Origin of the sequence: Conexibacter sp. CPCC 205762 (genome assembly GCF_030646155.1) — a bacterium.
Taxonomy (GTDB): Bacteria; Actinomycetota; Thermoleophilia; order Solirubrobacterales; family Solirubrobacteraceae; genus Conexibacter.
Genome location: NZ_JAUTDN010000020.1, coordinates 1 through 19,793, shown reverse-complemented (window position 1 = coordinate 19,793; position 19,793 = coordinate 1). Strand labels below are relative to the sequence as shown.

General features: G+C 75.3%; 18 protein-coding genes. 12 read left to right on the top strand and 6 right to left on the bottom strand.

Annotated features, from left to right (window positions below):
• Window positions 1-146: 146 nt before the first annotated feature.
• Genes Q7L73_RS16130 through Q7L73_RS16090 form a run of 9 tightly spaced genes read left to right on the top strand, consistent with a single transcriptional unit; the run spans window position 147 to window position 9,501 of the window.
• The gene (locus Q7L73_RS16130) at window positions 147-1,574 is read left to right on the top strand and encodes an aldehyde dehydrogenase (RefSeq protein ID WP_304715589.1); all 1,428 of its coding nucleotides are present in this window, start codon (window positions 147-149) and stop codon (window positions 1,572-1,574) included.
• Window positions 1,571-2,413, top strand: coding sequence for an IclR family transcriptional regulator (locus Q7L73_RS16125; RefSeq protein ID WP_304690813.1), 843 nt, complete (start codon window positions 1,571-1,573; stop codon window positions 2,411-2,413). The genes Q7L73_RS16130 and Q7L73_RS16125 overlap by 4 nt, the downstream gene beginning before the upstream one ends.
• Window positions 2,410-3,915, top strand: coding sequence for a dihydroorotase family protein (locus tag Q7L73_RS16120; RefSeq protein WP_304690814.1), 1,506 nt, complete (start codon window positions 2,410-2,412; stop codon window positions 3,913-3,915). Before Q7L73_RS16125 ends, Q7L73_RS16120 begins: the two co-directional genes overlap by 4 nt.
• Window positions 3,916-3,921: 6 nt before the next feature.
• The gene (locus tag Q7L73_RS16115) at window positions 3,922-4,680 is read left to right on the top strand and encodes an isochorismatase family protein (RefSeq protein ID WP_304690815.1); all 759 of its coding nucleotides are present in this window, start codon (window positions 3,922-3,924) and stop codon (window positions 4,678-4,680) included.
• Window positions 4,677-5,246 (top strand): amino acid synthesis family protein, encoded by a 570-nt coding sequence (locus tag Q7L73_RS16110; RefSeq protein WP_304690816.1) that lies wholly within the window; start codon window positions 4,677-4,679, stop codon window positions 5,244-5,246. The genes Q7L73_RS16115 and Q7L73_RS16110 overlap by 4 nt, the downstream gene beginning before the upstream one ends.
• Window positions 5,243-5,878, top strand: a complete 636-nt coding sequence (locus tag Q7L73_RS16105) for an urea carboxylase-associated family protein (protein ID WP_304690817.1) — start codon at window positions 5,243-5,245, stop codon at window positions 5,876-5,878. The genes Q7L73_RS16110 and Q7L73_RS16105 overlap by 4 nt, the downstream gene beginning before the upstream one ends.
• Before the next feature lie 8 nt (window positions 5,879-5,886).
• Window positions 5,887-6,546 (top strand): class II aldolase/adducin family protein, encoded by a 660-nt coding sequence (locus tag Q7L73_RS16100; RefSeq protein ID WP_304690818.1) that lies wholly within the window; start codon window positions 5,887-5,889, stop codon window positions 6,544-6,546.
• The gene (locus Q7L73_RS16095; RefSeq protein WP_304690820.1) at window positions 6,543-8,243 is read left to right on the top strand and encodes an NAD(P)/FAD-dependent oxidoreductase; all 1,701 of its coding nucleotides are present in this window, start codon (window positions 6,543-6,545) and stop codon (window positions 8,241-8,243) included. Before Q7L73_RS16100 ends, Q7L73_RS16095 begins: the two co-directional genes overlap by 4 nt.
• 49 nt (window positions 8,244-8,292) lie before the next feature.
• The gene (locus Q7L73_RS16090; protein WP_304690821.1) at window positions 8,293-9,501 is read left to right on the top strand and encodes a methyltransferase; all 1,209 of its coding nucleotides are present in this window, start codon (window positions 8,293-8,295) and stop codon (window positions 9,499-9,501) included.
• Window positions 9,502-9,644: 143 nt separating this feature from the next.
• Here Q7L73_RS16090 and Q7L73_RS16085 read toward each other — a convergent pair whose 3' ends face one another.
• Window positions 9,645-10,577: an oxidoreductase gene (locus Q7L73_RS16085; protein ID WP_304690822.1), complete on the bottom strand. Its 933-nt coding sequence runs from the start codon at window positions 10,575-10,577 to the stop codon at window positions 9,645-9,647.
• Between the two features lie 87 nt (window positions 10,578-10,664).
• Here Q7L73_RS16085 and Q7L73_RS16080 point away from each other — a divergent pair, with 87 nt between their 5' ends.
• The gene (locus Q7L73_RS16080) at window positions 10,665-11,390 is read left to right on the top strand and encodes a TetR/AcrR family transcriptional regulator (RefSeq protein ID WP_304690824.1); all 726 of its coding nucleotides are present in this window, start codon (window positions 10,665-10,667) and stop codon (window positions 11,388-11,390) included.
• A 54-nt stretch (window positions 11,391-11,444) separates the two neighbouring features.
• Here the strand turns inward: Q7L73_RS16080 and Q7L73_RS16075 are convergent, their stop codons facing one another.
• The 3 genes from Q7L73_RS16075 to Q7L73_RS16065 are packed head-to-tail and all read right to left on the bottom strand — an operon-like array spanning window position 11,445 to window position 13,782.
• Window positions 11,445-12,218, bottom strand: a complete 774-nt coding sequence (locus Q7L73_RS16075) for an exodeoxyribonuclease III (protein ID WP_304690826.1) — start codon at window positions 12,216-12,218, stop codon at window positions 11,445-11,447.
• 58 nt (window positions 12,219-12,276) lie between these two features.
• Window positions 12,277-12,843 (bottom strand): GNAT family N-acetyltransferase, encoded by a 567-nt coding sequence (locus Q7L73_RS16070; protein WP_304690827.1) that lies wholly within the window; start codon window positions 12,841-12,843, stop codon window positions 12,277-12,279.
• Window positions 12,844-12,858: 15 nt separating this feature from the next.
• Window positions 12,859-13,782, bottom strand: coding sequence for a queuosine salvage family protein (locus Q7L73_RS16065; RefSeq protein ID WP_304690828.1), 924 nt, complete (start codon window positions 13,780-13,782; stop codon window positions 12,859-12,861).
• A gap of 163 nt (window positions 13,783-13,945) precedes the next feature.
• Here Q7L73_RS16065 and Q7L73_RS16060 point away from each other — a divergent pair, with 163 nt between their 5' ends.
• On the top strand, window positions 13,946-16,228 hold the full coding sequence (locus tag Q7L73_RS16060) for an esterase-like activity of phytase family protein (protein WP_304690829.1): 2,283 nt from the start codon (window positions 13,946-13,948) through the stop codon (window positions 16,226-16,228).
• A 72-nt stretch (window positions 16,229-16,300) separates the two neighbouring features.
• Here the strand turns inward: Q7L73_RS16060 and Q7L73_RS16055 are convergent, their stop codons facing one another.
• On the bottom strand, window positions 16,301-16,852 hold the full coding sequence (locus Q7L73_RS16055; RefSeq protein ID WP_304690830.1) for a methylated-DNA--[protein]-cysteine S-methyltransferase: 552 nt from the start codon (window positions 16,850-16,852) through the stop codon (window positions 16,301-16,303).
• Window positions 16,849-18,525, bottom strand: coding sequence for a DNA-3-methyladenine glycosylase 2 family protein (locus Q7L73_RS16050; protein ID WP_304690831.1), 1,677 nt, complete (start codon window positions 18,523-18,525; stop codon window positions 16,849-16,851). The genes Q7L73_RS16055 and Q7L73_RS16050 overlap by 4 nt, the downstream gene beginning before the upstream one ends.
• 163 nt (window positions 18,526-18,688) lie before the next feature.
• Here Q7L73_RS16050 and Q7L73_RS16045 point away from each other — a divergent pair, with 163 nt between their 5' ends.
• Complete coding sequence (locus Q7L73_RS16045) at window positions 18,689-19,738, top strand: helix-turn-helix transcriptional regulator (RefSeq protein ID WP_304690833.1); 1,050 nt, start codon at window positions 18,689-18,691, stop codon at window positions 19,736-19,738.
• Window positions 19,739-19,793: the final 55 nt, after the last annotated feature.

Here is a 19,793-nt window from a genome sequence, read left to right as displayed (position 1 = left end):
ACAGATCCCCGCCGAATGGGTGGTGCCTGCACGCCGGGGCGGGTGGATCGGTTTCACGCGGGCGCTGCACAGATAACTAGTGCTTGACGGTGCGTCAAGGACGGCGTAGCCTGAGTCCAGGTTCAGCGAGAGAAACCTAGTTCTATATGTTGCCCATATCTATCGTGCATGACCCGCTCGAACGCGAGCCGTTGGGTGAGGTCAGACTGACCGATCCGGCGGCCGTTCAGGGCATCGTCGACGCCGCCCGCGCGGCCCAGGGGGCGTGGGCGCGCACCACGCTCGCCGAGCGCGCCGACCGGCTGGAGGCGGCCGCCGACGCGCTGCGCCCCGAGGCCGAGGCGCTCGGCGAGCTGCTGGCGCGCGAGTCCGGCAAGCCGCTCGCGCAGGCGCAGTTCGAGGTGCGCGCCTCGATCGGCCTGCTGGCCGACAACGCGCGCGTCGGCCGCCGCTGGGAAGGGCGCGTGCTGCCGACCGAGGGCCTCGCCGGCACCGCGCGCGACCTCGCCTGGACGCGCCGCGAGCCGCTCGGCGTCGTCGGCGCGATCCTGCCGTTCAACTTCCCGGTCGAGCTGTTCGTCGAGAAGGCCGCCGCCGCGCTCGTCGGCGGCAACGCGGTCGTCGCGAAGGCGCCGCTGGAGGCGCCGCTGGTCGTCGCGCGCTTCGCGCGGGCGCTGGTCGAGGCGGGGATCCCGGCGGCGGTGACGCCGCTGCTGCACGGCGACCGCGAGGTCGGCGTCGCGCTCGCCGCCGCGCACGGGCTCGACGCGATCTCGCTGACCGGCTCGACCGCCGCCGGGCTCGCCGTCGCGCGCGCGAGCGCGCCGACGCTGCGCCGCCTCCACCTCGAGCTGGGCGGCAACAACGCCGCGCTCGTGCTCGCCGACGCCGACCTCGACCTCGTCACCGAGGAGCTGGCCCACGGCCGCCTGCTGATGAACGGGCAGGCCTGCTCGGCCAGCAAGCGGATCCTCGTCGACCCGTCGCTGCACGACGAGCTGGTGCAGCGGCTGGCGGCGGTCGTCGACCGGCAGGTCGTCGGCGCGGCGGTCGATCCGCAGACGACCGTCGGGCCGCTGATCAGCGCCGGCGCGGCCGAGCGGGTGCGGGCGCAGGTCGCGCGCGCGGTCGCGGAGGGCGCGCGGGCGGTGCGCGGGGCCGACGCGGGCGCCAGCGCGCTGCTGCCCCCGGCGCTGCTCGCCGACGTCCCGGCGACCGCCGCGGTCGCGACCGACGACGAGATCTTCGGGCCGGTCTTCGCGCTCGTCAGAGCCGACGGCCCGCAGGCGGCCGTCGCGCTCGCCAACGCCTCCTCGTTCGGGCTGATGGCGAGCGTCTTCAGCCGCGACGTGCAGCTCGCGCTGGCGGTCGCGGAGCGGCTGGAGGCCGGCGGGGTCGTGATCAACGGGACCGACAACTACCGCCCGCCGGTGATCCCGTTCGGCGGCGTGAAGCTCTCAGGCGGCGGACGCGAGGGACTTGGGTACACGATCGACGAGTTGACGCGGGAGAAGACGATCGTGCTGCGGCGGTTCCGGCAGGAGCTGCCGGGGACGGAAGGAGCGGAGCGATGACCAGAGCAGCGGGAGAGCGCTATCGCGTGCCGGCGGTGATGGCCGCCGCCTCGATCCTCGAAGCGATCGCGAGAGCGCCGGAGGGCCTCACCCACACCGAGCTGGTGCGCGAGCTGGAGCTGTCGAAGTCGAGCGCGCACAACCTGCTGACGACGCTGGAGTCGCTCGGCTGGGTCCGCCGCGATCCGCGCGGGCGCGCCTACAGACTCGGCGGCGGGCTGGTGCGGCTTGGCGCCTTCGCCGTCAGGCAGGTCGACGCGCTCGCGCTCGCGATCGAGCGGACGCACGAGGTCGCCGGCGAGCACCATCTGACCGTGATCGCCGCGCAGCCGCTCGGCCGCGGCGACGTCGAGACGGTGCAGGTCGCCTACCCCGACGACACCCACGTCGGCATCTCGCTCGGCGTCCGCTACTCGTGGTTCGACGGCGCCGTCGGCAAGGTGCTGCTGTCGCTGGAGCCGAGCGACGAGGCGGAGTCGCTCGTGCGCGAGCGGGCGCGCCAGATCCCGGCCCACACCGACCGCACGCTGACCGACCCCGACGCGCTGCTGGCCGACATCGAGCACGTGCGCAGCGTCGGCTACGGCGCCTCGATCGGCGAGTACCGCCACAACAACGCGGTCGCCGTCCCGGTCCACGACGCCGACGGGACGCTCGCGGCGGTGCTGATCGCGATCGGCTTCCCGGACCAGCTCACGCGCGACGCGATCCCGTCGATCGGCCACACGCTGCGCGACGTGTCGGAGGCGATCACGGCCGAGTGCGGCGGTCGCACCGCCGAGCAGCAGCTGCAGGCACAGAACGCCGCCGCGACGGCGGCCGAGGAGGCCAGGAGATGAGCGCACCCCGCGAGGTCGATCTGAAGATCGTCGGCGGCACCGTCGTCACCCCGACCGGCACGCGCCGGGCGGGGATCGCGATCGACCGCGGGAAGATCGTCGCGATCGGCGAGGACGCGCTGCTGCCGCCGGCGCGCGCGACGCACGACGCCAGCGGCCTGCACGTGATCCCCGGCCTCGTCGACACGGAGGCGCACCCCGGCTGCTACGTCCCGCTGCAGGACGACGTCGCGACCGAGTCGCGCGCGGCGGTCGTCGCCGGCGTCACCACCTGGGGCATCCACGCGCCCTCGACGCGGATGGGCGCGCCGAGATTCGTCGAGTACGTGCAGAAGCAGGACGTCGTCTCCTTCCACGACGTGATCGACGACTTCACCGGCGTGATCGAGCGCGACGCGGCGGTCGACGTCTTCGCCACCTACATGCTGGAGACCGACCAGCAGGCGCAGGAGATCCCCGAGTACGCGCGCGACCACGGCGTCACCTCGTACAAGCTCTACCTGCAGGCGATGTCGCCCGAGGCGGAGCCGAACTGGCCCGGCCGCCGCGCCGGCCTCGGCGCAGGCTTCGACGACGGCGTCGTCTACCAGACGATGGAGGCGGTCGCCGCGCTCGGCTATCCCGGCGTCGTCGCGATGCACTGCGAGAACTGGGAGATCGCGCGGATCTTCGACGAGCGGCTGAGAGCGCAGGGCCGCACCGACTGGGCGACCTGGTCGGACCGCTCGCCGCACTTCCTCGAGGCGCAGCACGTGCGGCAGTACGGCCAGTTCGCCGAGTACCTCGGCTGCCCGATCTACATCCAGCACGCGACGACGCCGGAGACGTACAGAGAGATCCTCGAGCTGCGCGGCCGCGGCGTCACCTGCTACGCCCAGACCGGCCCGCACTGGCTCCACTTCGGCAAGGAGGAGCACAACGCCTGGCGGATCAACGTGCCGCTGCGCTCGCGCGCGAACAACCCCAACATCTGGCGTGCGCTGCGCGACGGCGTGATCAACGCCGTCGGCTCCGACCACGTCGTGATCTGGGGCGATCCCTCGTACGAGAACTCCTACTCGGAGAACATCTGGGAGCTGCGGACCGGCTTCACCTCGCGCGTCGAGATGCTGCTGCCGGTGCTGCTGGAGGGCGTCCACCAGGGCGAGCTGACGCTCGACCGGATGGTCCGCGTCGCCTGCGAGAACCCGGCGAGAATCTTCGGCCTCTGGGGCCAGAAGGGGGCGCTCGACGTCGGCTTCGACGCCGACGTGGTGCTGGTCGACCTCGACAGAGTCGTGCAGGTCGAGAACGCGATGGTGCAGACGCGCTCCGGCTGGACCGTGCTCGACGGCAGAACGATCCACGGCTGGAACGTCGCCACCTACCTGCGCGGCAAGCAGATGTCGCGCTGGCAGGACGGCGCGCCGAAGCCGGAGTTCATCGGCGACGCCGACGGCAGATACCTGCGCCGCCTGCCCGGCGGCGCGCAACAGGCTCCGCCGGTGCTCGAGGAGGTCTGAGCCGCGATGGGCAACGTGTGGGACGACGTGCTGCCCGAGGAGGACCGGCTCGTCTTCGAACGGGCCGGCTGGGGCAAGCGCGTCGGCTTCGGCGAGCGGCCCGCGCTGCTCGTCGTCGACGTGATCTACAACTTCGTCGGCGACAGACCGGAGCCGATCCTCGACTCGATCGAGCGCTGGCGCTACTCCTGCGGCGAGCGCGGCTGGGAGGGCGTCGCGCAGCTGCAGCGGCTGATCGCGGCGGCGCGCGCGCAGCAGCTGCCGATCTTCTACACCGGCATGGACCGCCGCCCCGACGGCTTCGACCAGGGCGCCTGGAACTGGAAGAGCCATCGTGCCGGTGAGGAGACCGACATGAAGGGCCACCTCGGCAACGAGATCGTCGCCGAGGTCGCGCCGCAGCCGCAGGACGTCTGCTTCGTCAAGGACAAGCCGAGCGCCTTCCACGGCACCCACCTGCTCGACTACCTGATCTACCTCGGCGTCGACACCGTCATCACGACCGGCACGACGACGAGCGGCTGCGTGCGCGCGAGCGCGGTCGACGCCGCGCAGTACAACTTCCGCTCGATCGTCCCGCAGGAGTGCGTCTGGGACCGCTCGACGCTCTCGCACAAGGTCAACCTGCTCGACATCCAGATGAAGTACGGCGACGTGCGCACCACCGACGACGTGATCGCCTGGATCGCGTCGCTGCCGCAGCGGCCGTGCGGGCCGCGCACGCCGACCGGCCGGCCTGACAGCGACCCGGCGGTGGCGTCGTGAGCGCGTCGCTTGCGGTGCGGAAGATCGTCGTCGTGGCCGAGGACGTGCTGCTCGACGGCGGCCGCGGCGACGACGGCGGGCTGCTGCGCAAGGTCGCCTGCGCGGTCGTCTTCACGAACCCGTACGCGGGGCGGCCGTTCAGCGACGCGCTGGACGAGCTGATCGAGCCGAGCGCCGCGCTCGGCGCGCTGATCGGGGAGCGCTGCTTCGCGGCCGCCGGCGGCGCGGTGGAGAGCCACGGCAAGGCGGTGATGGTCGGCACGGCCGGCGAGCAGGAGCACGGCAACGCGGTCAAGACGACGACCTTCGGCACCCCCTTCCGCGACGCGTTCAACGGCGGCAGCGCGTGGCTGCCGTCGACGACGAAGCGGGCGGCGCCGGGCGCCTCGATCGACGTGCCGCTCTGCTTCAAGGACGAGATCTGGGTCCGCTCCCACTACGACACGATCACGGTCGCGATCGCCGACGCGCCGGCGCCCGACGAGATCGTCCTGATCGGCGCGGTCGCGACCCGCGGCCGGCTCAACGCGCGGCTCGGCGGGGTCGCGAAGGAGGCGTCGAGATGATGGTCGGACCCGGGCCGCGCTCGTACGAGCAGCTGGCCGCAGAGGTGATCGTGCCGGCGCGCGAGGCGCGCGCCGTCGAGGTCCACGCCGGCCAGATACTCCAGCTCGTCGACCTCGAAGGGCAGCAGGTCGGCGACCTGATCGCCTATCGGCTGAGCGATCCGACCGAGGTCTTCAGCGCCGGCCACACCGTCTCCGCGCTCGCGAAGCTGGTGCCGGAGGTCGGTGACGAGCTGTTCTCCAACCACCGCCGGCCGCTGCTGCGGATCCTCCACGACGACGTCGGCAGCCACGACCTGATCGTCCCCTGCTGCGACCCCGAGCGCTACGCGCGCGACTACGGCGTCCACAACCACGGCTCCTGCCTCGCCTCGCTGGAGGCGGCGGTGCTGGCGGCGGGCCACGCCTGGACGGTGCGCGGCGAGACGGCCTGGAACGTCTTCATGAACAACCGCCACGAGGACGGCCGGATCGTCACGTACGAGCCGCCGCACGCGGCCGGCGCGACGATCGACCTGGCGGTGCTCGACGACCTGCTCGTCGTGCTGTCAGCCTGCCCGCAGGACCTCAGCCCCTGCAACGCCTACGCGCCGACGGCGATGGCGCTGCGCGTCTGGGAGCCCGAAGGGTGAGAGCGGAGGTGGCAGCGGCCGCGCGGCTGATCGCGCGCGCCGGGTTGGTCGAGGCCTTCGGGCACGTGTCGGCGCGGGCGGGCGACGGCTTTCTGCTGACCTCGACCGCGCCGCTCGCGTCCCAGACGGCTGCGTCGATCCACCGGCTGGGGCCGGACGGCGGTGCCGGCGAGGGCATCCCGCTGGAGGCGCCGCTGCACGCGGCGCTCTACGCGGCGCGGCCCGATGTCGGCGCGATCTGCCGCACGCACTCGCGCGCGGCCGTCGCCTGGGCCGCGCGCGGGGCGGTGCCGCCGCTGCTGCACGGGCTCGGCGGGCTGGCCGGGACGGTCGCGGCGTGGGATGGCGACCCCGACCTCGTCACGTCCGAGGCGCACGGCGCGCGGGCCGCCGCCGCGCTCGGCGCGGCCGACTGCCTGCTGCTGCGCGCCAACGGCGCCGTCGCGACCGGCGCGACCCTGCGTCAGGCGGCGGTGCGGGCGTGGTTCCTGGAGGAGCGGGCGCGCGTCGCGCTCGACGCCGGCCCGCAGGCGCTCCCGCTGATCGACCTCGACCGCCGCTCGCGCCATTTCGCGGCGGAGGAGGAGCGGGCGTGGCGGTGGCTGCGGGAGGCGTTCGCGGGCGCGTCCGGCACGGGGCGCGCGGACGCGACGGAGGCCCCGCGATGAGCGACGCGATCGTCATCGGCGGCGGCCACAACGGGCTCGTCTGCGCCTGCTACCTCGCCCGCGCCGGGCTCGACGTGCTCGTGCTGGAGCAGTCCGACACCGTCGGCGGCTGCATCGACACGCGCGACCTGCCCGACGGGCGCGGCCGGCTGGAGCTGGGCGCCTACGAGCACGGTGGGATCGTCGGCAGCGGCGTCGCCGCCGAGCTGGAGCTGGAGTCGCGCCACGGCCTCCGCTTCCACCGGCGCGAGCAGGTCACGCTCGGGCCGGCCGACGACGGCGCCCGCTTCGCCTTCTGGGATGACCTCGACCGCACCGTCGACGGGCTCGTCCCGCTCGTCGGCGGTGCCGAGGCGGACGCCTACCGCCGCTTCGCCGCCTGGGCAAGCGCCGGGATGCGGCTGGGCGGCTCGCTCGACGCCGGGCCGCCGCCGTCGCTCGGCCAGCTCGCCGCGCTCGCGCAGGCGACGCTCGGCGCGGAGGCCGCGCCGTTCATGCAGACGCTGCTCGGCTCGGCCTCGAACGTGCTGCGCTCGACCTTCTCCGACGAGCGGCTGATGGCGCCCATGGCGCACTGGGCGGCGCACTCGCAGCAGTCGCCGCTGGACCCCGGCACCGGCGCCGGCGGGCTCGCGCTCGCGGCCTTCCACGGGCCGCAGGCGGCGCGGCCGGCCGGCGGCTCGCGCGCGACCGTCGAGGCGCTCGTGCGCTGTCTGGAGACGGCCGGCGGGCGCGTCGTCGTCAACGCGCCGGCGGAGTCGGTCGAGGTCGTCGGCGGGCGCGCCGTCGCCGTCGTCGCCGGCGGGGTCCGCTACGCGGCCGCGCGCGGGATCGTCTCCGCGATCGACGCGCGGCGGCTGTTCGGCGTCGGCGGCGCGGCGGGCGGCGGGCACGGGGCCGGCGGTGGGCGCGGTGACGGGCCGGGCGCGGTGGCGGGGCTGGTCGCGCCCGAGCACGTGCCGGCGCGGCTGGCGCGCGAGCTGAGACGGATCCACTCCGGCCGCCGCAACGTCTCCGAGCTGAAGGTCGACGCGGTGATCGCCGCGCAGCCGCCGGTCGAGCCGGCCGGCTTCGAGCGCGCCTTCATGCTGTCGGCGAACACGATCAGCGACATCGAGCGCTCGTTCGCCTCCGTCCAGCTCGGCGAGCTGGCGCGGCGGCCGCCGGTGATGATCGCCTTCCCGTCGTCCCTTGAAGCCGGCTGGGCGCCGGAGGGCAAGGCGGTCGCATGGATCTCGACCTTCGTGCCATGGACCCCGGCCTCCGGCGCGTGGGACGAAGGCCAGCTGGAGCGCGCGGCCGACCACGCCTGGTCCGTCGCCGAGGGCGCGCTCGGCGCGAAGATGGAGGTCGTCGAGCGGCGCGTCACCGGCCCCGTCGCCTGGGTCGCCCGCCACGGCAACGCCAACGCCAACCCCAACCACATCGAGATGTCGATCGACCAGTTGCTCGGGTTCCGCCCGACCCCTTCGCTGTCCGGCTACACGACGCCGATCGAGGGCCTCTTCCTGACCGGCGCCGGCACCCACCCCGGCGGCGGCATCACCGGTGTCCCCGGTCGCAACGCCGCCCGCGTCGCGCTCGGGCGGATCGGCGTCGAGCCCGGCCGCGCGCGGCTCGCCCGCCGCGCCCGCGAGCGCGGCGCGCTGCTGCGCGACGCCTGGCAGGCGACCCGCGCGCTGCGGAGGTCGTCGTGAGCGCGCCGGCGACGCGCGGCGTGGCGGCCGTTCGCGCGGAGGCGGGGCGATGAGCGGCGCGGTCGATCCGCTCGCGCTGCTGACGGCCTACCAGCAGTCGGCGGTGCTGTCGGCGGCGGTGCTGAGCGGGGTCGCCGATGCGCTCGCGGAGGAGGTCGCGGGCTCGCACGGGCCGGACGCCGTCGGCGCCGGCAAGACGGTCGAGGAGGTCGCGCTTGGTGCCGGCAGCGACCCGCGCGCGACGCGGATCCTGCTGTCGGCGTTGGTCGCGCTCGGGCTGGCGACGCGCGTCGACGGGCTCCAGGCCGGCGCCCCGGTCGATGCCGGCACGCGCTTCGCGCTGTCGGAGGCCGGCGCCCCGCTCGCCAGCGACCACCCGCAGACGCTCGCCTGGATCGTGCGCAAGGAGTGGTTCTTCTACGGCGTCTGGAACGAGCTGCCGGCGGCGATCGAGGACGGCAGAGCGCGGATCGCCCCCTGGCGCCGGCGGCTCGACGACGACCGCGCGACCGCGTTCGGCTTCCTGCGCGCGCTCGACGACCTCGCCGCCCGCTTCGGCGGCGAGCTGGCCGAGGCGGCGGCGGAGCTGCTGCCGGCGCCGGCCGACCCGTACGAGGACGCACCCGCGCCCGGCGACGCGTCCGCGCCTGGCGACGCGTCCGCGCCTGGCGACGCGTCCGCGCCTGGCGACGCACCCGCGCCTGGCGACGCACCCGCCGGCGGCCGGCCCGTGGCGAGCGGGCCGCTGCGGCTGCTCGATGTCGGCGGCGGCGCTGGCTCGCATGCGGCGCGGCTGGCGGGGCTGCGGCGGGACGTGCGGCCGACGGTGCTCGACCTGCCTGAGCTGCAGCCGCTGCTCTCCGAGCGTCACGGCGGGCTGCCGTTCGTCGCCGGCGACCTTGCCGCGGCGCGCTTCGGGCGGCCCGAGGGCGAGCGCTGGGAGGTCGTGCTGCTCGCCAACATCCTCCACGACCATCCGCCGGCCGACTGCGCGCGGCTGGTGCACGAGGCGGCCGGGCTGCTCGCGCCCGGCGGCACGCTGCTGCTGTACGACTGGATCCCCGACGCGGACACCGCCGCGCCCGACCTGCCGCTGTTCGCGGTGATGATGATGGTCGAGAACGACGGCGGCGACGCCTACTCGGAGGCCGAGCACCGTGCCTGGCTGGAGGCCGCCGGCCTGACCGAGATCGAGCTGCGCCGCGGCTACGGCCCGATCGCCGTCGTCGCCGCGCGCGCTGCTGCCGACACCACCTGAGCTCGCGTCCCCGCGCCCCCGGCGCGCTCGCTGCCTCCGTCCCGGGCGGCGAGCGCGTCAGGCGGGGAGGGGCGGCCGCGCGCGGGAGGCGGGGACGACGCGGCGCCGCGCGGGCGCAGGGCGGCGAGCGCGTCAGGCGGGGGTCATGCGGTGGCGGCGTGGGCGGGGAGGTCGAAGGTGACGCCCGTCAGCTGCTCCGAGACGCTCCAGAGGCGGGCGGCGACCTGCTCGTCGTGCGCGGCCGGGCGGGCCTTCACCAGCTTCGGCTTGCCGCGCTGCTCGGCGAAGCCGTCCGGCCCGGCGAAGCTGCCGCCCGGCACGTCGGCGACGGCGGCGAACAGCGTCGGCAGCGCCCCGGCGGCCGCGTCCTGCGCGAACAGCGGGTTGGTGATCCGCATCAGCGCTCGGTCGGCGCCGCCGGCCACCGCCGTCTGCAGGTGGGTGTTCGAGTAGCCGGGGTGGGCGGCGGTCGCGCGGACCTGCGAGCCGGCCGCGCGCAGGCGGCGGTCCAGCTCGAACGTGAACAGCAGGTTCGCCAGCTTTGACTGGCCATACGCACGCCAGCGGCTGTACTTGCGCTCCGACTGCAGATCGTCGAAGTTGATCCGGCCGAGTCTGTGCGCCGTGCTGGAGACGGTCACGACCCGGCCGGCGGTCGGCTCGACGCGATCGAGCAGCAGGCCCGTCAGCGCGAAGTGGCCGAGGTGGTTGGTCGCGAACTGCAGCTCGAACGGCCCCGCAGCCGCCCGCTTCGGCGGCACCATCACGCCGGCGTTGTTGATCAGCAGGTCGATCCGCTCGCGCTCGTCGCGGACGCGCGCGGCGAAGGCGCGGACCGAGTCGAGGTCGGCGAGGTCGAGCGCCGACTGCGAGACGGTCGCGCCCGGGGCGAAGGCACGGATCTGCCGCAGCGCCTCGTCGCCCTTCTGCGCGTTGCGGACGGCGAGCACGACCTCGGCGCCGTGGCGCGCGAGCTGCTTCGCCGCCTCCAGTCCGATGCCGCTGTTGGCACCGGTGACGATCGCCAGCCGGCCGCTCTGGTCGGGGATCCGCTCGGCTGTCCAGTCGCTGCTCATGGGTCGCTCCGAAGTCAGGATGTGAGTGCCTCTTACAATGTATGTGAGACTCGCTTACATTGCAAGCCGGCGGTATCGTGGGGGCGGATGGCGACGGTTTCGAGAACGGCGAGAGGCCCGGCGGCGGCCGGCGCGAGCGGTCCGGAGGGCGCGAGCGATGCCAGACGCGCCTATCACCACGGCGACCTGCGCGAGGCGCTCGTCGAGGCGACCTTCGCGCTGATCGCGGAGAAGGGCGTCCACGCCTTCTCGGTCGCGGAGGCGGCGCGGCGGACCGGCGTCAGCGCGGCGGCGCCGTACCGCCACTTCGCCGACCGCGACGAGCTGCTCGCCGAGGCCGCGACGCGCGCGGCCGAGGAGCTGCGCGGGCGCTTCGCCGTCGCGCTCGCCGGCGGCGGCACGCCGACCGACGGGATCGCCGCCGCCGCGCGCGCCTACGTCCGCTTCGCCGCCGAGCGCAGAGCGATGTTCGAGGTCCTCTTCGGCGCCGGCCTCGACAAGTCGCGCTTCCCGCGCCTGGAGACGGCGACCCACGCGCTGCTGGACGACCTGGTCGAGGCGACGCGGCCGCTCGTGCCCGCGCGCGACCCCGACGCGGCCGCCGCGCTCGTGCTGGCGATGGGCGGGCTCGCGCAGGGCCACGCGACGCTGCTGCTCGACCACGCCTTCGGCGCCGGCGACGACGTCGTCGAGCAGGCGCTCGTGCGCGTCGAGGCCGCCACCCGGGCGCTCGTGCGCGGCCGCAGCGTGCTGTTCGCCGAGCTGGCCGGCGGCGGCGTCACGACGACGATCGAGACCGCCGCCGACTGCTGAGCGGCCGGCCCGCTCCGGCGCCCGTGCGAGCGGCTGCGGCCGAGCGGCCGGCGCCTAGGCCCAGTCCGCGACGAGCGGGACGTGGTCGCTCGGTCTGCTGCCCTTGCGGTAGTCGCGCTCGATCCCGACGCGCGTCAGCCGCTCGCCGATCGACGGGCTCACCAGCGTCAGGTCGATCCGCATCCCGAGGCCGCGGTGGAAGTGGCCCTGGCGGTAGTCCCACCAGGTGAAGCCGACCTCCTCCGGGTGGAGCGCGCGGTAGGCGTCGACCAGACCGGCGTCGACGACGCCTTTCAGCGCCGCTCGCTCGGGCGCGCTCGTGTGCGTCACCTGCACGAACGCGGCCGGGTCGTAGACGTCGACGTCGGCCGGCGCGACGTTCATGTCGCCGGCGACGACGAGCTCGCCGCCCGCGGCGACGAGCGCGCCCGCGCGCGCGGCCATCGCGTCGAAGAAGCTCAGCTTCTGCTCGTACCACTCGCTCGCCAGCTCGCGGCCGTTGGGGACGTAGACGCTGACGACGCGCAGCTCGCCGACGGTCGCCTCGACCCAGCGCGCCTCCTCCGCGATCGGCTCGCCGGCGAGGCCGCGTCTGACCGCCGCCACCCCGAGCTGCTCGCGCGCGACCACCGCCACGCCGGCCCAGCGGCCGGCGCTGTGGTCGGCCGCGACGTAGCCGGCCTCGGCCAGCTCCGCATGCGGGAAGGCATCGGGGTCGGTCTTCGTCTCCTGCAGGCAGAGCACGTCGGGCTCGTGCTCGGCGAGGAACTCCAGCACACGCGGCAGCCGCGCTCTCAGCGAGTTGACGTTCCAGGTGACGAGGCGCATCGGCGTGAGGCTAGCGACGCAGGCGGCCGGGCGGCGACGGCGGGCGCCGTGCGGGCGGTCAGCGAGCGCGCGGGTGGTCGAGCACGTAGATCCGCATCGGCAGGCCGTAGCTGCAGAGCGTCTCCTTCTCCAGCCGCATGCCGAGCTTGCGCATCACGCCGATCGAGGCGTCGTTGGCCGGCCGCACGAACGCGACCAGCCGCGCCAGCCGCAGCTGCGTGAAGGCGTGGTCGCGGACGACGCGGGCGCCCTCGGTCGCGTAGCCGCGGCCCCAGCGGTCCCTCGCCAGCCGCCAGCCGATCTCGACGTCGCCCGGCCGCACGCCCGGCTGCCCCGCCCGCATCACGCCGACGAAGCCGACGACCTCGCCGCTGTCGCGCTCGACCGCGGCGCGCAGCCCGTAGCCATGCCGCTCCCAGTGCTCGACGAAGCGCGTCAGCTGCTCCGCCGCGCGGTCGCGGTCGAGCACTCTGCCGTCGGCGATGTGGCGCATCACGTCGGGGTCGGAGGAGATCCGCAGGTAGGCGTCGAGGTCGGCCGCGTCGTCGCGCCACGGCCGCAGCAGCAGCCGCTCGGTCTCCAGCGGCGCGCGCGGATCGTCAGCGGGGGAGGCGGAAGCGGACATCGCGGGGGAGACCGGTCAGTAGGCCGTGGTGCGCGAGCGCGGGCGCGGGACGGCCTTGTAGAACGCGCCGCCGCCTCTCGTCCACAGCGTCTGGTCGACCAGCTGTGGCGTCAGGTCGGGACGGGCGGCGGCGATCAGCTCCGCGACGTGGATCGCGCCCGCGCGCATCTCGACCTCCTCGGGGCTGTCGTGCTCGATCAGCTCGCCGGCCTCGATCCGCGCGATCAGGTCCGGGTCGAAGCGGAGGATCCCGTCGAGCCGCAGCACGTGCGGGATCAGGTTGTCGGCGAACAGCGTCAGCCGCTGCAGGTCGCCGAACTCCGCCACGCCCGCGAACGCGAGGTCGGAGGCGGCGACCTGCGCGCGCTTGTAGAGCGGCACCGTGCGGCCGGCGTAGGGCGAGGCGTCGGCGAAGCAGTACCACCCGGCGAGCCGCTCGACGAGCGCGACGGCGCTGCCGGCGGCCGCCTCGACCGGCCCCATGAACCGCCCGCCGTGGTCGTCGGCGACGTGCGCGCCGAGGTCGTTGAGCGAGCGCGCGAACAGCGCCATCAGCTCGTGCGCGGGATCCTGGCCGAGCACCTGCGCGATCTCGGCCGCGTCGATCCGCCGCAGCTCCGCCGCCGTCCACGCGCCGCGCGTGCGGAAGCGGTCGCGCAGGCCGAGCGCGACGGTGAAGTAGCCGGAGCGGCCGTCGCGCTTGCGGATCGTCGGGAACCAGCCGGAGCCGAAGTTGATCGCGTCGAGCGTCAGGAAGAAGGCCGCGCGCAGCTCGACGGGCCCGTCGACGATGTGCGCGTCGGCGTCGAGCCCCGGCAGCTCGCCGCGCGGCGGCAGCGCGGCGGCGTAGGCGGCGACCGCGTCGTGCTCGACCACGACCGCCGTCGCCTGCTCGGCGACCCAGGCGGCGCCGACGCGGATCTCCTCGACGAGCGTCACGGCGGCGGATGGTATCGGCGCGCGGGCCAAACCTGCGCTCACGCGATCGTCACCCGAACGCGACGGGATCGCAACCGCTCGGCGACACCATCGTCACGAAACGGCCGCCGGCGAGCGCTGGGATCGAGTGGGTCCAGGCGATCCCTCAGGAGGACATCGACCGATGGTCCGAAGCACCCTTGCGGCTGGTGCCGCTGCCGCGCTCGCGCTCGCCGCGCCGGCCCTCGCGACCGCCCACAACGGCCACGGCCACGGTGGCCACGGCCACGGCCCGCGCGGCCATGAAGGCGCCGTGATCGGCGGCGTCTGCTCGCCGAACGCGTCGCTGCTCGGCTACAGCGACGCGCTCGACAAGACGACCTTCGCCGGCAGCGACGTCGGCGGCCTCTCGGCGCTCACGCTCGGCCAGGCTGGCCGCTGGGGCAACGCCCGCGCGCTCGTCGACAACCAGGGCTCGACACCCGCCCGCAGCTACGCGCTGAAGCTCGACACGAGCCGCCGCGGGGAGCCGCGCGTCCGCGTCGTCGGCACGACCGCGTTGACGCGCGCCGACGGCACGGCCTACACCGGCAGAGACTTCGACGGCGAGGGGATGGTCGCGCTGCGCGACGGCACGTTCCTCGCCTCCTCCGAGACGGAGCCGTCGGTGCGCCGCTTCGGCCGCGACGGCCGCCAGCTCGGCGAGCTGCCCGTGCCGGAGCGGTTCCGCGTCGCGCCGGCCGGCGAGGCGTCGACCAACCTCACCTTCGAGGGCCTCGGCCAGTCGCCCGACGGGCGCACGCTCTACGCCGGGATGGAGGGGCCGCTCTCCGGCGACGGCAGAACGGCCGCCGGCGAGGGTCTCAACCGGATCGTGCGCTGGGAGCGTGACCGCCGCGGCGACTGGCAGCCGGCCGGTCAGCTCGGCTACACGACCGACGCAGGCCTCGCGATCAGCGAGCTGCAGGTCGTCGGCGACGGCGAGCTGCTGGTGCTCGAGCGCGGCTTCGTCGCGGGCGCCGGCAACACGGTGCGGATCTATCAGGCGTTCACGGCCGGCGCCGACGACGTCAGCGACGTCGAGTCGCTCGCCGCCGACGGCGTGAAGCTGGTCGCGAAGCGACTGCTGGTCGACCTCGGCGACTGCCCGCCGAGCGGCGCGACGAATCCGGGCGCGCAGGCCAACCCGCTGCTCGACAACGTCGAGGCGATGGCGCTCGGCGACCGCCTCCGCGGCGGCCAGCGCGAGCTGTACCTGCTGTCCGACGACAACTTCTCCGCTGGTCAGGTGACGCGCCTCTACCGGCTCGCGGTGACGCTTCCGGGCGAGCCGCTGCTGGAGGCGCGCGCCAGCTACGGCGCGCTCGACTGGCAGCCCGGTCCGCCGTCGGGCAACAGAGGCGTTGGCGCCGCCAACGGCGTCACGCCGCCGTTCCCGGCGCAGCCGGTGCCGGGCTTCTCGGGCGCGCTCGACGACGGCCGCGGCGGCTTCTGGGGGATGCCCGACAACGGCTTCGGCACGAAGGACAACTCGGCCGACTTCCTGCTGCGGCTCTACCACGTCAAGCCGCAGTGGAAGACCGCCCGCGGCGGCAGCGGCAGACTGCTGCTCGACCGCTTCGTCTCGCTGCGCGACCCGGACCGCAAGATCCCGTTCGCGATCGTCAACGAGGAGACGAGAGACCGCCTGCTGACCGGCGCCGACTTCGACCTCGAGGCGGTCCAGCGCGACAACCGCGGCAACCTCTGGTTCGGCGAGGAGTTCGGCCCGTACCTGCTGCAGACCTCGCCCGACGGTCGCGTGCTGCAGGCGCCGGTCCCGCTGCCGGGCGTGAAGTCGCCGCAGAGCCCCGACCTCGCGCCCGGCGAGACGCCGACGCTGCCGGCCTCCGGCGGCTTCGAGCCGCTCGCCGCCAGCCGTGACGGCCGCACGCTCTACGCGATCACCGAGCGCGCGCTGAGCAACGAGCCCGACCAGACGATCCGCCGCATCCACGAGTTCGACGTGCGCAGCGGCAGATACACGGGGCGCGAGTGGAGCTTCCACGTCAGCGCGGCGGCCGATCGCTACGTCGGCGACGCGCAGATCCTGCCCGGCAACCGGCTGCTGATGATCGAGCGCGACAACGCCGAGGGCGTCGCCGCGAGAGTGAAGCGGCTGATCGAGGTCGACCTCGGCGCCGCGCCGCAGGCCGACGGCACGCTGAAGACACGCACCGTCGCCGACCTGCTGCGGATCCGCGACCCGTTCGGCGTCTCGCTGCCGGCGCCGGCCGGCGGGATCGGCTTCGGCGACCCGTTCGGCTTCCCGCTGCAGTCGGTCGAGACCGTCGTCTGGCTCGGCGGCGACCGTCTGCTGATGGCCAACGACAACAACTTCCCGGGCAACTCCGGCCGCGTGCCGGGGACGCCGGACGACACGGAGGCGATCGTCTTCCGCGTGCCCGGGCTGCTCGGCGGCAGCTGAGGGACGGCGAGGCGAGGCGGGGCGAGCGCGCGGACGCTCGCCCCGCCGCCGGGGCGGCCGGCCGGCCGCGGCTCAGGCCACGGCCGCCGGCGCCGCCTCGTGCTCCAGCAGCCAGCGCTTGACGTCGAGCCCGTAGAGGAAGCCGCCGAGGTCGCCTCCGGTCCGCAGCACGCGGTGGCAGGGGACGAACAGCGCCGCCGTGTTGCGACCGCAGGCGCTGCCGGCCGCGCGCACCGCGGACGGGTTGCCGCTGCTGGCGGCGAGCTGGGCGTAGGTGCGCGGCTCGCCCGCCGGGATCGCGCGCAGCTGCTGCCAGGCGCGGGCCGTGAACGGCGCGCCGGCCTGCTCGACCGCGACCGCGTCGATCGCGTGCAGGTCGCCGGCGAGGTAGTCGCGCAGCGCCTGCGTGATCGGGCCGAGGTCGTCGCGCTGCTCGATCGTGCGCGGGTCGATGCCGGCGACGCCGGCGCCGGCCAGCCGCGCGGGGCCGATCGTCTCCAGCAGCGCGGCGGCGCCGGGCGCCCAGCCGCTCGCGAGCACGGTCGCGGTGCCGTCGGCCGACTCGCGCGCGATCACGGTGAAGGGGCCGGGCGGGGTCGGGATCGTGGTCGTGACGAGGGTCATGATCTCGCTCCTTCGGTGGGGGTGAGGGTCGCCCACAGGTGCAGGGCGGCGTAGGCGCGCCACGGTCGCCAGCGCTCGGCGATCGCGGCCACGGCACGGGCGTCGTGAGGCTGTGCTGCGCATTGCGAGTTCCCCGGCGGCGTCGTGCGCCGCGCACCGGTGGGGGAACTCGCGGCGTCGAGGCGGGCGAAGGCGTGGCGGATGCCGAGGTCGGTGGCGGGGAAGGCGTCGGGGTCGCCGAGCGCGCGCATCGCGACGTACTCGGCCGTCCACGGGCCGATCCCGGGCAGCGCGAGCAGGTCGGCGCGCGTCTGCTCGCGGTCGGCGCCGGGATCGAGCTGGATCGCGCCGTCGGCGAGCGCGGCGCAGAGGCCGACCAGCGCCCGCCCGCGCGCCCGCGGCATCGGCAGCTGCTCCGGGTCGAGCGCGGCGATCGCGGCGGCCGTCGGGAAGGCGCGGGTCAGCGCCGGAATCGCGTCAGCCGCGCCGTTGTTTGCGTCAGCCGCGCCATCGTCTGTGTCAGGCGAGCCGCGATCTGCGTCAGCCGCGCCGGCCGCCGTCTCGCAGGACGGCAGCTCCTCCGCGAGCCGCGCGCCGTGCTCCTGCGCCAGCCGGCCGGCGAGCGTGCGGGCGCCGCCGACCGAGACCTGCTGCCCGAGCACCGCGCGGACGGCCAGCTCGGTGCCGTCGACGGTGCCGGGCACGCGCAGGCCCGGCGTCGCGCGGACGAGCGGGCCGAGCAGCGTGTCGCCGCCGAGCGCGCCGTCGACCGCGAGCGGGTCGGCGTCGAGGTCGAGCAGCCGCCGGCAGCGCTCGACCGCCGCGGACAGATCGCGCATGTCGCGCAGCCGCAGCGTGCAGTCGACGTGCTCGGCACGCGGCGTCAGCGCGGCGAGGCCGAGACCATGGGGGAGCGAGAGGACGCGGCGGTAGGTGCGCGCCGGCACGTCCGCAGCGGGCGCGAGCAGCGGCTGCGCGGCGTCGCTGCCGTCGACCAGCTCCACGCCCGGCACCGCCCTCAGCGCCAGGAACGCGAGCAGGCCGGCGCCGTCGAACGGCGGGCGGCAGCGCAGCCGCAGCGTCAGCGCGCCGGTCGCCGGATCGCCGCGGTGGGCGGAGCGGCTGCGCAGCTCGGTCGGGGTCGTGCCGAAGACCTCTCTGACGGTCTCGTTGAACTGGCGGATCGAGGGGAAGCCGGCGGCGAAGGCGACCTCGGTGAACGGCAGCTCGGAGGTCTCGATCAGCAGCCGCGCGGTGTGCGCCCGCTGCGCGCGGGCGAGCGCGAGCGGCCCCGCGCCCAGCTCGGTGACGAGCTGGCGGTGGAGGTGGCGCTCGCTGAAGCCGAGCCGTCTCGCGAGGCCCGAGACGCCGTCGCGGTCGACGCTGCCGTCGGCGATCAGCCGCATCGCGCGGCCGACCGTGTCGGCGCGCATGTTCCACTCCGGCGAGCCCGGGGAGGCGTCCGGCCGGCAGCGCTTGCAGGCGCGGAAGCCGGCCCGCTGGGCGGCGGCGGCCGTCGGCAGGAAGCGGACGTTGCCGCGCTTGGGCGTCACGGCCGGGCAGCTCGGGCGGCAGTAGATCCCGGTCGTCGTGACGGCGGTGACGAACCAGCCGTCGAAGCGGCCGTCCTTGGAGCTGACGGCCCGGTAGCACTGTTCGAAGTCCTCGACCACGCCGTTGATGATGGCGACCCCGGCGACAGCGCACTAGTGGTTTTCGGACATGGACGTCAGCGGGCGCGTCGGCACCCTCGCGCGGGCGCGAGGGAGGCGGGGCGAGGGCGGCCGGACGGGGGCCGGTCGCGACGCCGCTTGCCGCGTGCGCGATCATTCGCCGATGGAGAGTGCCGCGCTGCGGGCGGCGGCCGCGGTCGCGTACGCGGTCGGCCGGCCCGACTCCGCCGAGGACCGCGCCCGCAGCGCGCTCGACGCGCTGCGCCCGCTGGTGCCGTTCGTCGGCGCCGAGCTGGCGGCGTGGGATCCCGTCGGCGAGCGCTTCGACGGGCTCGTCCACGAGGGCTACACGCGCGGCGTCGCACGGCACCTGATCGGCGCCGAGCTGGTCGCCGAGTGCGCCGAGCTGGGGATGACGCGCAGCTGCCGCCCGATGCGGATGCGCGACGTGCCCGACCAGGCGCGCGTGCGTGAGGGGACGATCGGCCGGCTGCTGCTGCCGAGCGGCTTCCGCGAGGGCCTCTCGATGTGCCTGCGCAGCGACGACGGCCGGCTCGTCGGCCTGCTGCACCTCTCGGTCGACGACGAGCGCCACCCGAGCGACCTCGCCTGCGACACGATCGGCGCGCTCAACGGCGCGCTCGCCCAGCTCTGCGACGCGACCGGCTCGCTGCTCGCGCTGCGGCGCCTGCTGTGCGGCGAACGGGCCGCGATCGGGCTGACGGCCGGCGGCACGGTCGTGCCGCTGCCCGGTGTCGAGCGCCCCGCGCTGCTGGCGCCCGGCGCGCCGGCGCTGGAGGTCGCGCGGCGGGCGCTGGAGGGGCTCGGCGGTGGGGCGGTGGCCGGCGCTGCGGCTCGCGGCGACGGCGCGTTGGCGGCCGGCGGCGAGGAGCGCTTCCTGTGGCCCGCGGCTGTCGGCGGCGGCTTCGCGCGGATCCAGCTGATCGCCTGCCGCGAGCCGGCGCTGCTGGCGCTCGCCGCCGTCGAGCCGGCCGCCGACGTGCACGGGCTCACGCGCCGCGAGCTGGAGGTGCTGACGCTGCTCGCCGCCGGCCGCTCGAACGAGGCGATCGCGCGGCGGCTGGTGATCAGCCCGCGCACGGCCGGCAAGCACGTCGAGCGGGTGCTGGAGAAGCTCGCCGCGCCGACGCGCGCCGCCGCCGCCGTCCGCGCCGCCCGCGAGGGGCTGCGGGCGGGCTGGCTCGACGCCTGACGCGCCCGCCGCCGCTGCGCCCGCCGCCACTGCGCCCGCCCAAGTCGGAGGCCAA

Bases quoted from the DNA above. Each gene is read 5' to 3' on its own strand.
- Q7L73_RS16080 (WP_304690824.1), top strand. From the start codon at position 10,665: ATGGCGACGGTTTCGAGAACGGCGAGAGGCCCGGCGGCGGCCGGCGCG.
- Q7L73_RS16115 (WP_304690815.1), top strand. From the start codon at position 3,922: ATGGGCAACGTGTGGGACGACGTGCTGCCCGAGGAGGACCGGCTCGTC.
- Q7L73_RS16090 (WP_304690821.1), top strand. From the start codon at position 8,293: ATGAGCGGCGCGGTCGATCCGCTCGCGCTGCTGACGGCCTACCAGCAG.
- Q7L73_RS16105 (WP_304690817.1), top strand. From the start codon at position 5,243: ATGATGGTCGGACCCGGGCCGCGCTCGTACGAGCAGCTGGCCGCAGAG.
- Q7L73_RS16095 (WP_304690820.1), top strand. From the start codon at position 6,543: ATGAGCGACGCGATCGTCATCGGCGGCGGCCACAACGGGCTCGTCTGC.
- Q7L73_RS16060 (WP_304690829.1), top strand. From the start codon at position 13,946: ATGGTCCGAAGCACCCTTGCGGCTGGTGCCGCTGCCGCGCTCGCGCTC.
- Q7L73_RS16075 (WP_304690826.1), bottom strand. From the start codon at position 12,218: ATGCGCCTCGTCACCTGGAACGTCAACTCGCTGAGAGCGCGGCTGCCG.
- Q7L73_RS16055 (WP_304690830.1), bottom strand. From the start codon at position 16,852: ATGACCCTCGTCACGACCACGATCCCGACCCCGCCCGGCCCCTTCACC.
- Q7L73_RS16045 (WP_304690833.1), top strand. From the start codon at position 18,689: ATGGAGAGTGCCGCGCTGCGGGCGGCGGCCGCGGTCGCGTACGCGGTC.
- Q7L73_RS16130 (WP_304715589.1), top strand. From the start codon at position 147: ATGTTGCCCATATCTATCGTGCATGACCCGCTCGAACGCGAGCCGTTG.
- Q7L73_RS16085 (WP_304690822.1), bottom strand. From the start codon at position 10,577: ATGAGCAGCGACTGGACAGCCGAGCGGATCCCCGACCAGAGCGGCCGG.
- Q7L73_RS16070 (WP_304690827.1), bottom strand. From the start codon at position 12,843: ATGTCCGCTTCCGCCTCCCCCGCTGACGATCCGCGCGCGCCGCTGGAG.
- Q7L73_RS16120 (WP_304690814.1), top strand. From the start codon at position 2,410: ATGAGCGCACCCCGCGAGGTCGATCTGAAGATCGTCGGCGGCACCGTC.
- Q7L73_RS16125 (WP_304690813.1), top strand. From the start codon at position 1,571: ATGACCAGAGCAGCGGGAGAGCGCTATCGCGTGCCGGCGGTGATGGCC.